This window comes from Psychrobacter sp. A3, assembly GCF_028823565.1.
In the GTDB taxonomy this organism is placed as follows: domain Bacteria; phylum Pseudomonadota; class Gammaproteobacteria; order Pseudomonadales; family Moraxellaceae; genus Psychrobacter; species Psychrobacter celer.
Genome location: NZ_JAPEHS010000023.1, coordinates 1 through 14,550 on the forward strand (window position 1 = coordinate 1; position 14,550 = coordinate 14,550).

9 protein-coding genes and 2 pseudogenes are annotated in these 14,550 nt (G+C 44.7%); 7 read left to right on the forward strand and 4 right to left on the reverse strand.

Annotated elements, in window-relative coordinates; translation table 11 throughout:
* Positions 1-371: 371 nt before the first annotated feature.
* A complete protein-coding gene (locus NK638_RS05150; protein ID WP_274632183.1) occupies positions 372-1,991 on the forward strand; it encodes an AbgT family transporter in 1,620 nt (539 codons plus the stop codon).
* Positions 1,992-2,091: 100 nt separating this feature from the next.
* On the opposite strand, the gene NK638_RS05155 is transcribed toward NK638_RS05150, so the two are convergent.
* Complete coding sequence (locus NK638_RS05155; protein WP_274632184.1) at positions 2,092-2,922, reverse strand: HAD family hydrolase; 831 nt, start codon at positions 2,920-2,922, stop codon at positions 2,092-2,094.
* Between the two features lie 209 nt (positions 2,923-3,131).
* On the opposite strand from NK638_RS05155, the gene NK638_RS05160 reads away from it, so the two are divergent.
* From NK638_RS05160 to NK638_RS05170, 3 genes are all read left to right on the forward strand, one after another.
* Positions 3,132-3,737 (forward strand): hemerythrin domain-containing protein, encoded by a 606-nt coding sequence (locus NK638_RS05160; protein WP_274632185.1) that lies wholly within the window; start codon positions 3,132-3,134, stop codon positions 3,735-3,737.
* Positions 3,738-3,860: 123 nt separating this feature from the next.
* On the forward strand, positions 3,861-5,162 hold the full coding sequence (locus NK638_RS05165) for an MATE family Na+-driven efflux transporter (protein ID WP_342454243.1): 1,302 nt from the start codon (positions 3,861-3,863) through the stop codon (positions 5,160-5,162).
* Between the two features lie 23 nt (positions 5,163-5,185).
* A complete protein-coding gene (locus NK638_RS05170) occupies positions 5,186-5,341 on the forward strand; it encodes a hypothetical protein (protein ID WP_274632187.1) in 156 nt (51 codons plus the stop codon).
* 90 nt (positions 5,342-5,431) lie between these two features.
* Here NK638_RS05170 and NK638_RS05175 read toward each other — a convergent pair whose 3' ends face one another.
* From NK638_RS05175 to parC, 3 genes and pseudogenes are all read right to left on the reverse strand, one after another.
* The gene (locus NK638_RS05175; protein WP_274632188.1) at positions 5,432-5,695 is read right to left on the reverse strand and encodes a DUF5334 family protein; all 264 of its coding nucleotides are present in this window, start codon (positions 5,693-5,695) and stop codon (positions 5,432-5,434) included.
* A gap of 153 nt (positions 5,696-5,848) precedes the next feature.
* The gene (locus tag NK638_RS12510) at positions 5,849-6,403 is read right to left on the reverse strand and encodes a hypothetical protein (RefSeq protein ID WP_446739809.1); all 555 of its coding nucleotides are present in this window, start codon (positions 6,401-6,403) and stop codon (positions 5,849-5,851) included.
* Positions 6,404-6,604: 201 nt separating this feature from the next.
* A pseudogene (gene parC, locus NK638_RS05185) lies at positions 6,605-8,894 on the reverse strand (DNA topoisomerase IV subunit A).
* A gap of 598 nt (positions 8,895-9,492) precedes the next feature.
* Here parC and NK638_RS05190 point away from each other — a divergent pair.
* The 3 genes and pseudogenes from NK638_RS05190 (at position 9,493) to rph (ending at position 14,480) form a co-directional block, all read left to right on the forward strand.
* Entirely contained in the window at positions 9,493-11,220 is a 1,728-nt protein-coding gene (locus NK638_RS05190) for an AMP-binding protein (RefSeq protein WP_274632189.1), read from the forward strand.
* Positions 11,221-11,806: 586 nt separating this feature from the next.
* A pseudogene (locus tag NK638_RS05195) lies at positions 11,807-13,560 on the forward strand (AMP-binding protein).
* Between the two features lie 203 nt (positions 13,561-13,763).
* Positions 13,764-14,480, forward strand: a complete 717-nt coding sequence (rph, locus tag NK638_RS05200) for a ribonuclease PH (protein WP_100750069.1) — start codon at positions 13,764-13,766, stop codon at positions 14,478-14,480.
* Positions 14,481-14,550 lie beyond the last annotated feature (70 nt).

Consider the following 14,550-nt stretch of genomic DNA (forward strand, 5'->3'; position numbering starts at 1 on the left):
CTGCGATTTATCTCATTTTTATCACCATTTTTAAAATGAGGACATGCCCTAATGATTGTACTGGTGAATATAGTAGATTTAATTTAAAAATGTTATAGCGCTACTGGTATAAATTATCCTTGCGTGCTGTGCCTGCGCCGACAAAGACTGCGTAAAATTTATCCAAGCCCCACTGTAGCGTTTTTATATTGAACGCACTGTATATAGGCTCCTTGTCATTTATAGATTGTCCAAAATTGCAAACATTTGGTTTTATGAGCAAAAAGTATTTGTTTCTGTTTCCCAACTATGTTTCAATCGCTATCTTTTATCAATTTTTTCATATATTTGAAACCTATCAATTTATTTAAGTCCTAAATGGAGCAGCGGCTATGCAAGGAAGTAATTCGCCAAATGGCAGTCCACCAAACAATAACTTTGATACCGCAGCGAAAAGTTCTCGTATGCAGCGATTTTTGCAAGGGGTTGAGTGGCTCGGTAATCTACTGCCGCATCCGGTCATTTTGTTTGTTTGGATGTCTGTGCTGCTGTTGGTACTCTCAGCTGTGATGTCTTATTTTGGGGTGTCGGTGATAGATCCGCGCCCTGAGGGCACCAGCGGACGTAGTGCCGATGGCATGATCGAGGTCGTTAATCTATTGAACGGCGAGGGTTTGGCACGCATTGTTGAAAATTTAGTCACCAACTTTACCGGCTTTGTGCCGCTTGGTACGGTGCTGGTGGCCTTACTCGGTGTCGGTATTGCTGAGCACTCTGGTATGATATCAGCTGCCCTGCGTGGTCTGGTCATGAATGCGCCCAAAAAAATGGTGACCTTTACCATTGTGTTCGCTGGCATCATGTCAAACACCGCCGCCGAGCTTGGTTATGTGGTATTGATACCACTGGCGGCAGTTATCTTTCATTCACTTGGTAGGCATCCGCTAGCCGGTCTGGCTGCGGCGTTTGCTGGGGTGTCAGGCGGCTATAGTGCTAACTTATTGCTTGGTACGGTAGATCCTTTATTATCAGGGATTACCCAAGAAGCGGCGCGTATCATCGATCCTACCTACACCGTCGGTGCAGAGGCCAACTGGTACTTCATGATCGCCAGTACCTTTTTGATCAGTGGCCTGGGTTATTTTGTCACCGAAAAAATCGTTGAGCCAAGCTTAGGAGAATACAACCCTAAAGATGCTGATGATGCCTCTGTACTAGAGACGCAAATCGAAAAAGTATCGTCAATTGAGAAAAAGGGACTACTATGGGCAGGTATCAGTATGCTCATATTTTGCTTATTGCTGGCGTGGACAGTAGTGCCTGCAGATGGCATCTTGCGTAATGCGGAGACCGGTCTGGTATCAGGCTCACCATTTTTAAAAGGCATCGTGGTCTTTATCTTTGTGTTCTTTGCCCTACCAGGCTATATCTACGGTAAGATTACCGGCAGCATCAAGAGCAATCAAGACGTGGTAGATGCCATGAGCAACGCCATGAGCTCCTTGAGTATTTATATTGTGCTGGTGTTTTTTGCCGCGCAGTTTACCGCGTTTTTTAAGTGGTCAAATCTTGGTTCGGTGATGGCGGTGTCTGGCGCGACCTTCTTAAGTGATGTTGGTATGACAGGTCCTTTACTGCTGGTAGGCTTTATCATCATTTGTGGTCTGGTCAACCTTATGCTCGGCTCAGCGTCAGCACAGTGGGCGGTGACTGCGCCGATCTTTGTGCCGATGCTCATGCTCACAGGTTACGCGCCAGAGATGATTCAGGCGGCTTACCGTATTGGCGACTCGACCACCAATATCATCACGCCGATGATGAGCTATTTTGGTCTTATCTTGGCAGTAGCAATGCGCTACAAAAAAGACACTGGGGTGGGAACCTTGATGGCGATGATGCTGCCGTACTCCATGGCTTTTTTGATTGGTTGGACGATATTGTTTTCTGTCTGGGTGTTTGTGCTGGGTCTGCCAGTCGGCCCTGGTGCAGAGACCTATTATCCTGCTCAGTAGTTGTTATTCGCAAAATAAAAACCCTTGTCAGCGATTGGCAAGGGTTTTTTTTGGCGATAAAGAAAAGAGTTTTGAAAGATTTTGCTTAAGACTATTCTATTTATGACGCCACCTTAAATTGCTCAAGCACCTTTTGAATACCATGTTCTTCAATGGTACCTGTGACAAAATCTGCGCGCTCGATCAGTGCAGGCTGGGCATCGCCCATCGCGACCGCATAGCCGACCAAATCAAACATCTCCAAATCATTCATACCATCGCCGAACGCCATACATTCATTGGCATTTACGCCGTAATAGTCACAAACGTCTAGGATGCCACGGGCTTTTGAGGCGTTGGCTGGCAAAATATCCGCACCAATTTGATGCCAATGCACCAGCTTTAAATCGTCCCGCGCAAAATCGATATCCTGCATTTTATCGAATTGATTATTAAAAAACACCGAGCACTGATAAACAGGGTTTGATAGGTAATAGAGGGGGTCAACGATGGAGTTGGGGGTTTTGGCATTGAATTCGCGCAGACGCTCATTTTCCCCCGACCAAGCGATATGAGTCGCTGAGTCAAACTTATGAATGAGCTCGCTTGTTTTGCATAACTGCACGATTTTGTCCGCCTGCTCAGCAGACAACGGATAGTGACTGATTAAGCCTTGATTATCAAAGCTGTACTGTCCGTTCATACAGATAATAGCGTCTAAAACCTCTGCCTCGAGCAACGCCAAAATATCAGCCGGCAATATCGCTTTAGAGCGCCCTGTAGAAATCACCAGTTTAATGTCGGTTTGGGCAAGCGCCTCAAGGGTAGCCTTGTTGTGCGCTGCAATAATACCGTTGCGGCTTAGCGTATCGTCGATGTCAAAAAATATCACTTTTGGCATGGGCAGCTTGTGAGGCATACTGGCTGTCGCAGCCTTATCTACTATAAACATGAGCATCCTTTACGTTTAAAAAACAACCGTGTAATTCTTTTGAGTTAATGGGTCAGAGTGCGGTACGGTCTATATAAAATCTAAATATTATCTATTGTAATTGCAGTTATTTTTAATAATATAGCAAATATATAAGTGCTTAGTGATACGTTTGAGAGAGCATGATCAGCGCCAGCCATCAGCCAAAGCCACGACCTAAGGATACCTTGATGACTCTTTCTATCACAAGCAATAATAAGGCTAGTCCACAAGTATTAGACGATGATTTGTTTGCTCCATCACCGCGTCATCCTGAGAGTCGGCTAGAGGCGGAGTGGTTATTTTTATTCAATAAGTTACCGCCCGATCAATGGTTTGGCGCAGATTATGCCTATAAGACATCGGGCTGGCTAAAGGTACATACTAACATACGAAAACGCCAGCGTATCTTGACACAGATAAGTGAGGGTTATCAATCTGGCGAGTACGACTGGGCAAAATATCGCTCGCAGATGCTTAAGCGTATCAATATACATATCCTAAAATTGCATCAGCATCATGGTGTTGAGGACGAGGGGTTTTTCCCTGAATTTATTCGGATGTACCCGCAGCTACAGGAAGGGTTTGAGATATTGAGGCGCGACCATGAGCGTTTGGATGCGCTACTTGATGAATTGCAAGCGCAAAATGATCAGCTGACGAGAAGTGAGGTCGGAGATAAGGCGCTTGCCGAGCAATTGCATCAGACGTTAATGGATGCTAGTAAATTACTGTCGCAACATCTGACCGATGAGGAGGACGTAGTGATTCCGATTTTGGGGTTACGGCAGGGTTAGGGTTTGGTTTTCGGACTCTAGCTATTTGTAGGGTGAGCTCCATGCGCATTTGTTAAAAATTATTGTTGCTAAGGGTATTTATAACGTACTCTACTTCTAATGTCTTATTTCTGATAAAGCCTTATGTTCAAGAATATCAATATCAGACTGTTAATCGCTCTTATCTCGATGATGGTATTTCCGTCACTTTATCAAACCGTTAGAGTGAATTTTCTCGGTGACTTGCCTAGTGACGCAGGAATTAATATTGCTAGTCAAATACTGTGGCTAAGTTTGATTTATGAGATAGCGCAAGAGGCACTAATTTTACCCTTGTTTTATTTATTCGGTAAATCTTTGTCTGATAAAAACGAGTTTGAAAATAAAGTTCAAACAGGGTTTATCGTTATCGTGGGTATCATGGCTTGTCTATCTACGATTTTATTCGTTTATTCACAAAATATTGTGATTTTTATGGAGCAGTCTAGACAGATTGTTGAAGAAACGACTCAATATATTCGATTAGAAACTATAGCTATCATGTTTGCAACGCTAGTCAAATATATGACAGTCGTTATCGTTAGTTTGAACAAAGATAAGTATATTTACGGCTTGTTAGCGGTGCAAATGACGCTGTCTATATTGTTAGATAGTGTGTTTTTCGGACCTTTTGAGTTTAGTCTGGATATGGGTGTTATCGGTATTGCTTGGACGAATATCATTGTCAATATAGCTATTTTATTAGCCACCTATATTTCTATACGACAACATGGATTGAAGCTTTTATCAGTCAATCAAATGTCATTTACATGGATGAAAGAGTGGTGGACGACAGGTGTATTTTCAGGATTAGAATCGCTAGTCAGAAATATTGCTTTTATAGTCATGATCATAAAAATGATTAATATGGTTGAGGAGCAGGGTAACTATTGGGTAGCTAATAGCTTTATTTGGGGTTGGTTGTTATTACCTGCATTAGCATTGTCCGAGTTGGTAAAAAGAGATGTTGGTGCAGATGTAAATAATATTACCAAAAACACGAAAGGCTATTTTTTACTGGGATTAGCGTTCGTTCTCCTTTGGTGTATTACTATACCGTTTTGGTATAGCTTTCTAGCTAATGTCATGAATGTGCAGGACATAAAAACAGTAATCTATATCGTTGGAATACAGTCAGTATTCTATTTTGTTTTCATATTCAACAATAGTATTTTAGACGCGACTTTATATGGTTTAGGTAAAACGAACTATATGTTCTTTCAGTCACTTTGGGTCAATGTTGGCTACTATGGCACGATGTTTCTTTTATATAAGCTAGGTGTATTTACACCGACGCTGTTAAATATATGCTTGATGTTCGGCTTTGGTATATTGATAGACCTCATTCCAACTGTTATCTTATATAAGAAAGCGTTGCGCGAACAAAATATCAAGATAATATGGTAACGTGAGACAGCTAACACAGTCATATGGATTATATCCGTTACAACGCGGTCAAACATGGTTATGTGACGCGTCCTATTGATTGGCCGTATTCGACGTTTCAAAGGTGCGTAGAAGATGGGTTTTATTCGTCAGATTGGGGCGGGTCGGGTGTTGATGGGATTGAAGTTGAGTATGATTAATTTTAGGAGTTTGGATTTGGTTTTTTATCATGATTTGCTGGGCTAAAAGCCCAGCCTACAATAGCTCGAACTTTCATCAATGTTACAAGTTTAGTCCATATCTAGGGTTCTATATTCACCTGTGTTGTAATCATAGACTTCAACCTCTGCGCCAGAGCCATAGCTAGTAATTGACTCAACCTCATAACTTGTATATTCACCTGTATCATAACTATAAACTTCGATTTCTTCTCCAGTGCGAACTAGGTTACCTTTATCTATTTCAACAAAAGAACCTGTTTCATAGTCATAACCATCCCACGCATATATGTTAAGAGAAAAAGCGAGTAACAAAGTAGTAATAATAAATTTCATAAGTGGGTTCGTTGATTTTATATCAGCTAGGGAAGTGTATTTACAAGATAATTTATTTTTATACTTATAAATAATTTTGCTAAAGTTAATAATTAAAATTAAATCGTAGTTATATACACCTTTAATTAGATATTATTCATTTCAAAAAATAATTTAAAACTGACTTTCATCTATAGATTTAGTCTGTAAATTACCATTAGCTACTTGGTAAAGAGTGATTGTGTATCCCGATATTTGATAACCTGTATCGGAAAAAGTAAACAGCTCATCAGCTTTGTTATAGGAAGTTTCTATTCCAAATAAACCTTTGTCTCCATACCAATCATTACCTGAAGCATACCTGATTTCATAACTACCTAGAGGTACTTCAACTTCAACCGTTTCTCCGCCATGAATATATATGGCTAATGTATCGTTATCATTAGCTGCATTGACCACTTTTACGTAATAATCTGAACCCGAATCAGTTCTTATTTCTAGAGGTGCAATAGCCTGTTGTCCGTTGAGGTTTTGAGCATATATTCCACTTGATGGTTTTGCGACAGTTGGTAAAGTTTCGGCTGGTTCAGACATCGAGATATTCGTATTTTGTTCTGTTCCTTGAATCGTTGTATCTCTATTAGAAATATAATCTTGATAAGCGGGAATACCAATACTTGCCAATATACCAATAGCAAACACAGCAATTATTAATTCGGTTAGAGTCAGACCTTTTTAATTATTCATAGGAATCTCGTTAAGAACGTTAAGCAATTCTAATTCTATCTAATAGATGAACCGCCAAAATTTCAGTTATTAAAATCGTAAAGTATACAACAAAAATCTATTAATAACACTAACTATTGTTTAATAATTAGTGAGAAGGAAAAGAAAGTTAGAATCTTAGCCCAGCCTTCTAAAATACAAAAATCACCCAACCGTAACCGAACTCACATTCTGAAAGCCCCTTGGCAACTGACCGCCGCGATTACCTCGCGTGCCCGTATAGTTGGCCAAATCATTGGGCTTTAGCGTCACATGACGTTTGCCTGCGGTGATGACTAGGCTGTCTTGCAAGCTTAGCGGCGTGATAGCAAGCACTTCTTCACCGTCTTTTAGTTTAATCAGCTTATTACCTTTACCACGTGCTTGCTCGGGCAAATCATCAAGGGCAAATATCAGTAAATACCCTGCATTGGTCACCACAGCGACATGGTCAGGTGCCACGTTTTCGTTGCTGTTTTCACCATCAGCATGGGTCGCCACTTCTGCTGGCGCGTCGATACGAGCGACAGGAAGCAGACGACTATCGGCCGCTAGATTGATGATTTTTTTACCGGCTTTTTGATTGCTATCGAGGTTACCAAGGGTGTTGATAAAGCCATAACCGTTAGAGCTGGCGAGGATGATACGCTGATCGTCGCGACCAGTTATTAGCTGCTCAAAGCTGGCACCTGCTGGCGGCTTAAGTACGCTGGTCAGCGGGTGAGGCTAGGCTATGCGCGTCGACACTATAGCTACGCCCTGTGCTATCGAGTACGTAGATTCTCTCGTTGGACTTACCGCGTGCGTGCGCTTGATAGCTGTCTCCTGAGCGATAGCTCATGCCAGCGGCATCGACGTCATGACCTTTCGCAGCGCGAATCCAGCCTGCTTTTGAGAGTATCGCGGTGATAGGCTCGCTTGGTACCAGATCCGACTCTTTTAGCGCTTGCGCTTCTTCGCGCTCTGCTAGTGGTGACATGCGCTCGTTGCCGTGTTCTTTCATATCGGCGTTCAGCTCTTCAATCATCAGATTGGTCAGGCTATCTGGATTGTCCAAGTACTCTTGAATGGTGGCGCGCTCAGCGTCTAGTGCATCTTGCTCGCGGCGCAGCTCAATCTCTTCGAGCCTTGCCAGCTGACGCAAGCGTATGTCCAAGATGGCATTGGCTTGGATGTCGGTCAGATCATAACCCTCCATCAATGCTGACTTTGGCTCGTCTTCCTCGCGGATGATACGAATGACCTCATCGATATGTAGATAAGCGATCAGTAACCCTGCCAAGATATGTAAGCGTTTATCGATTTTATCGAGGCGATACTGCAAGCGCCGCGTGACCACCGAGCGACGACAGATCAGCCACTCTTCAAGGATTTCTTTGAGGTTTTTGACCTGCGGTTTACCGTTTAGGCCAATCATATTCATATTGACGCGATAGTTACTCTCAAGGTCAGTACTGGCAAACAGGTGACTCATCACGCGCTCGACATCGACGCGGGTAGAGCGTAGCTCAAGCACGATACGGCAGGCGTTTTCGTGGTCAGACTCGTCATGTATGTCGGTCACCCACGGCAGTTTTTTGTCCAGCATGAGTTTGGCGATTTGCTCTTGCACTTTGTTGCCTGAGACTTGATAGGGCAGCGCATCGATGATGACGAGGTTTTTTTCTTTGGGGTCGATATGGTAGGTCGCGCGCATTTTGTAGCTGCCGCGGCCGCTTTCGTACATCGCCTGCAAGTCTTTTTTGCTGGTGATGATTTCAGCTGGCGTGGGCAAATCAGGCGCAGGTATCGACTGGGTGAGCTGCTTTACTGATAGCTCAGGATTTTTTAGTAAGCGAATGGCGGCGCGTACCACTTCATTTAGGTTGTGCGGCGGGATGTCGGTGGCCATACCGACGGCGATCCCTGTCGTGCCGTTTAACAAGATATTGGGCAAGCGCGCAGGCAGGGTGACAGGCTCTTGTAAGGTACCATCAAAGTTATCTTGCCAATCGACCGTGCCTTGGCCGAGCTCTGCCAGCAAAGTGTTGGCATAGGCAGACATTTTGGCCTCGGTATAGCGCATGGCGGCAAAGGCTTTGGGGTCATCAGGGCTGCCCCAGTTGCCTTGACCGGTGATGAGCGGATAGCGATAGCTAAACGGCTGCGCCATCAGTACCATGGCCTCATAACAAGCACTGTCGCCATGCGGGTGGTACTTACCGAGTACATCACCAACGGTACGGGCAGACTTTTTGGCTTTAGCAGAGGATTTTAGGCCAAGCTCACTCATGGCATAGACGATACGGCGCTGGACGGGCTTTAGACCATCGGCGATATTTGGTAGCGCCCGATCCATGATGACGTACATGGCGTAGTTGAGATAAGCCTGCTCGGTGAACTCCGCTACCGAGCGGGTGTCCATCGGCTCATGAGAAGGGGCGGCAGGGGCGGTATGGTCAATAACATCGGACATAAAGTAAGGTTCACTTATCAGTTTTAATAGGTATCGGTAATAGGTATGCATAATGCGCATCAGCGCCAAAATAAGATAGTGCTATCGTAAAGGATATCAGCAAAATTAAAAAGAGATAACTCATAATAGACGACAAGGTGTGACGTGCCTATTCAGGCAAGCAAGCAAGGTAAAATAATACAACTCGCTTCACATGCCATAAAAGCCAGCGTTTTCGCCACGCTTTAGCAATAACCGCATCAGTGAGGATGATTTGGTATAAAATCAGAAAATTGTCTAGTAATAAATAGGAAAATGAAAATCTATGAAATGGCGAGTCATTTATTGTTTAACTGGTTGATAATAATAGTATTAATGAGCGTCAAGTAGCTTTGCGAACGCAAGTAGCAATCTTTTGTATTGAGTAGTCTTTATAAAGTGTGTATGTTAATGAACAAAGGGCTATTTACCGCTATAGGGTTTGCTTGTCACCATACAACAAGGTCGATGCCTGACAGCCATCATCATGGTTTGCCAGTGCTTTGAGACTTTGTGTGTTTGTCACGCTGTGATTTGTATGAGTGGACGGTAGCGTACTATTACTAGGAGAGAAAAGATTATGGAAAATCACGGTAACTTGATTCGTCGTAACGACAAAGTATGGGTCAAAACTTACGAAAAACTTGGCATGCAGTACGATATCGATATGCCGCCCGCCGACACCTCGTTGATCGAGATACTTGAGCAAAACTTCATCAATCACGCTGGCAAAACCGCGTTTGTCTGTATGGATGTCAAGCTCTCGTACGAAGAATTAGACCGTTATAGTAAGCAGGTCGCCGCCTATCTACAGTCCCTTGGCCTAAAAAAAGGCGATAAAGTCGCGGTAATGATGCCAAACATCCTGCAGTTGCCCGTTGCTGTCTTGGGCGTGCTGCGGGCAGGTCTGACGCTGGTCAACGTCAACCCACTTTATACCACCAAAGAGCTTGCCCATCAATTAGAAGATTCTGATGCCAAGGTATTGATTTTATTAGAAAACTTTGCCAAAACCTATGAAGATATCGGCAAGAAGATGGTCGATCATGTGGTGGTGACATCGATGGGCGACTTGATGAGCCCGCTGAAAGGCTTCATCGTCAATACGGTGGTGCGCCATGTCAAAAAAATGGTGCCAGCCTATCATATCAATGGTAGCGTCAAATTCAAAAAAGCGCTTAATCGCTTTTCAGCTGCCAGCTATCAACGCCCCAATGACATCGGTTTAGATGATGTCGCGGTACTACAGTATACCGGTGGCACCACAGGCGTGGCTAAAGGCGCGATGCTCACGCATGGCAATTTGGTTGCCAACTTGATTCAGTGTGACACGTACTTAGGCGATGCTTTTGATAAGTTTGAAAAAGTGAATGAGCAGCCAGTGATTATGACGGCACTACCGCTATATCATATTTTCTCATTTACCGTTTGTGGTATGTACGGCCTCTATCGCGGCTGTATTGGACTATTGGTACCCAACCCGCGCGATGGCGCAAGCTTAATCAAAGCCTACAAAGATTATCCACCTGCGTTTTTCCCAGCGGTAAATACCTTGTTTAATGCGCTTGCCAATAGTGAGGTGTTCAAAGCGCTCGATCATAGCAAGCTTGAGATGTCGATGGGCGGCGGTATGGCTGTGCTAAAGGATACAGCGGCAAAATGGCAGCAAATCACGGGCAATATCATTGTACAGGGCTATGGTCTATCAGAGACCTCGCCCGTTGCCTCAGCAAACCCACAAGGGACAGGCGAGTTCTCAGGCAACATCGGTCTGCCAATGCCAGCCACGGATATGGCCATCTTGGATGAGGCGGGTAATGAGGTTGAGATTGGTGAGCGCGGAGAGATTAGTGTGCGCGGGCCGCAGGTAATGAAAGGATACTGGAAACGCGATGATGCCACGAGCAAGGTGATGACGGCGGATGGTTATTTCCGTACCGGTGACATCGGTGTGATGGATGAAGAAGGCTACTTTAAGATTGTCGATCGCAAAAAAGACATGATCTTGGTGTCAGGCTTCAACGTTTATCCAAACGAAGTAGAAGACGTCATGTCAGGCCATCCAAAAATCTTAGAGTGCGGTGTCATCGGTATCGATGATGAAAAAAGCGGCGAGGTGCCAAAGATTTATGTGGTACGTAGTGACGACAGCTTGACAGAAGAAGAAGTCATCGCGTATGGCAAAGAGAATCTAACGGGTTATAAGCGTCCGCGTTATGTGGAGTTTATCGACGAGCTACCAAAGTCAAACGTGGGTAAAATCTTACGCAAAGACTTGCGAGAGCTTGAAGAAAAAAACCACGGTTAGGCTCTTGCTTAAGCCGAGATGATCAGCTATTCATGACTCACTAGGGCTATGATTTTATAGTCTGAGTGGGTTTTGCTCGAGATGTCATCGTACACAAAAATGATAAGGCCGCTGGTTGCTGCTTTATCATTTTTTGTCTTTTCTGCTATTTTTGTCTGTACAACATCATCGCCATAGATAGAGAATTTTGCACAAAACTGCTATAGTGCCCACCGACCTATTTTTGTATATATCTGTTGGTTTGGCTTGAGCGGTTTGGCAAAACCATCATAATGACAGTAAGGTATACCTTAGCGTGTGGCTAAGGCATGGTGCCACTTATCGATGACGTGGTATGGCTTTGTGACTTGCAAAGCTTATGAATGATAAACCCAATGGTGTTGCCTTGTTTTTTTATTCATAAGCTTTTGTAGCCACAGATTTGCTGCGATAGATAAGGGTGCTTTATTGGGGCATGTCTTTCATTGAATCGATGCACTGCTTTTAATCGATGTATTGCTTTTAATCAATGCATCGCTAAAGGGCGAGAAATGATGACGCGCTTTTGATTATTTTATGTTTTTAACGGCAACATTTAGGGAAAATTATGACCGACAGTATCAATAAAGAGACGACAGAGGATCAAGCTGCCACGGGCCATACCGCTAGGCAGGCATATCAAGACAATGCCTTTCCTGATATGCCGACGATAGACAGCGACAGTCCGTGGTTGAGTGCTTATGAACGTTATGGCATCGCAGCAACTATCGATATGCCAGAGGACAATACCTCTTTACTTGATGTGTTTGAGCGTAATTTTAGGCGTTATGGGCAAAAGCCTGCCTATATCTGCATGGGTGCTTCTGTTAGCTTTAAACAATTGGATTTGTACAGTCGCCAAATCGCCAGCTACTTGCAGTCACTAGGACTGGTCAAGGGTGATAAGGTTGGGGTGATGATGCCCAATATCTTGCAGTATCCTGTCGTGGCCTTGGGTATCATTCGCGCAGGGATGGTGCTGGTCAATGTCAATCCCCTCTATACCAGCCGCGAGCTATCGCATCAGCTGCATGATAGCGGTGCCAAAGCGCTGTTTATCGTCGAAAACTTTGCTAAGACTTATCAAGATGCCGAAGACAAAGGTCAGGTCGAGCATGTGATCTTGTGCAAAATCGGCGATATGCTGGGCACGCTCAAAGGCGCGGTGGTCAATCTTGTGGCTCGCCATGTCAAAAAAATGATTCCAGCCTATAGCTTGCCAGACAGTGTGAGCTTTAAACAGGCGCTAAACGCTGTATCAGCCAGCAAGTACCAGCGTCCAGATATGAACCTCAGCGATGTGGCGCTGCTCCAGTATACCGGCGGCACCACAGGCGTGGCCAAGGGTGCCATGCTCTCTCACGGCAACCTAGTCGCCAATATGCTACAGATCAGCGCCTTGATGAATAGTGCCTTTGATGATGATGTCGATGCCAATGATGTCATCTTGACAGCACTACCGCTGTATCATGTATTCTCCTTTATGGTCTGCGGTATGTACGGCATGTATCAAGGCTATGCAGGGCTGCTGATTCCAAACCCACGCGATTTGGATGGTTTGATTAAAGAGATGGGCAAATACAAGCCCTCGTTTATCCCAGCGGTCAATACCTTGTTTAATGGTTTGGTACACAAAGAAAGCTTTGCCGATTTGGACTTTTCTAATCTAAAAGCCTCTATCGGCGGCGGGATGTCGGTGTTGCCAAGCGTGGCAAAAGAGTGGCATAAAATCACAGGATTGCCTATCGTTGAAGGCTATGGTCTGTCTGAGACCTCGCCTGTGGTGGCCTTTAACCCAATGACCATCTCTGAGTTTACTGGCAAGATTGGTATTCCAGCTTCGAGCACCGATGTGATACTCATCGATGAGGACGAAAACGAAGTGGCATTAGGCGATCGCGGCGAGATTTGCGTCAAAGGCCCACAGGTGATGATCGGCTATCAAAACCGTCCAAAAGAAAACGCGACATCGGTATCATGGACGAAAAAGGCTTTATCAAAATCGTTGATCGCAAAAAAGACATGATTTTGGTGTCAGGGTTTAATGTCTATCCAAATGAAATCGAAGAAGCCATGAGCGAGCATCCAGCGGTGGTGGAGTGCGGCGCTATTGGTGTGCCAAATGAGCAGCGCGGCGAAGAGCCTAAGCTGTTTGTGGTCAAAAAAGGCGAGGTCACCGAGCAAGAGTTGCTTGATTTTGGTAAAAAACAACTGACAGGCTATAAGCGTCCGCGTCATATACAGTTTGTCGATGAATTACCAAAGTCAAACGTCGGTAAGATTTTGCGTAAAGAATTGCGTAAGATGGAAGGTCTAGAATAACACCAGCGTCTTTTTTGCAGCGGCGTAATGGCTGGAGTGAATCTTGCTATTGCGCCGCTGCCACGTTAGGATATCGTCATACGGGCATCGGCTCAGACATTGACTGGCTGAGAGTTTGTGGTTCATGCCGCTTTGCGCGTGCAACCTTTTATTGACAACACTTATTTTACAACACTGCTTTAAAACAAGTACTAGGAATTTTTATGCGTATTGACAATCGTGAGCTTGACCAACTTCGCTCGATCAGCTTTGAGCGCCATTATACCAAGCATGCTGAAGGCTCAGTGTTAGTCAGTTTTGGCGATACCAAAGTCCTGTGTACCGCTAGTGTTGAGTCTGGTGTACCGCGCTGGCTAAAGGGTAAAGGTAAAGGGTGGATCACGGCCGAATACGGTATGTTGCCACGCGCGACCAACACCCGTAACCAACGCGAAGCGGCGCGCGGTAAGCAGTCAGGTCGTACGCAAGAGATTCAGCGTCTCATCGGTCGTAGCTTGCGTGCTATGATTGATCTTAGCAAGCTTGGTGAAAACACCATTTATCTTGATTGTGATGTACTCCAAGCTGATGGTGGTACGCGTACCGCCAGTATCACAGGAGCGGCCATCGCGCTTATCGATGCGTTAGAGAGCCTGCAAAAAACCAAAAAGCTCAAAGCCGATCCATTGATTGGCCTAGTAGCGGCGGTATCTGTGGGTATGAAAGATGGCAAAGCGTACTTGGACCTTAACTACGAAGAAGACGCTAGCTGTGATACCGATCTAAACGTCGTCATGACCCAAAAAGGCGAGTTCATTGAGCTACAAGGCACTGCCGAAGAAAAGCCGTTTACTCGTGCCCAAGCAGACGATATGCTAGCGCTGGCCGAAAAAGGCATTGCAGAGCTCATTACCATGCAGCAGACGGCGCTGGGCTGGTAATCGACGTTTTTTTGGTCTTATCGTCCTCTAACAACGCATTAATTTTGCAGTAAATACTCGGCAATAGGTA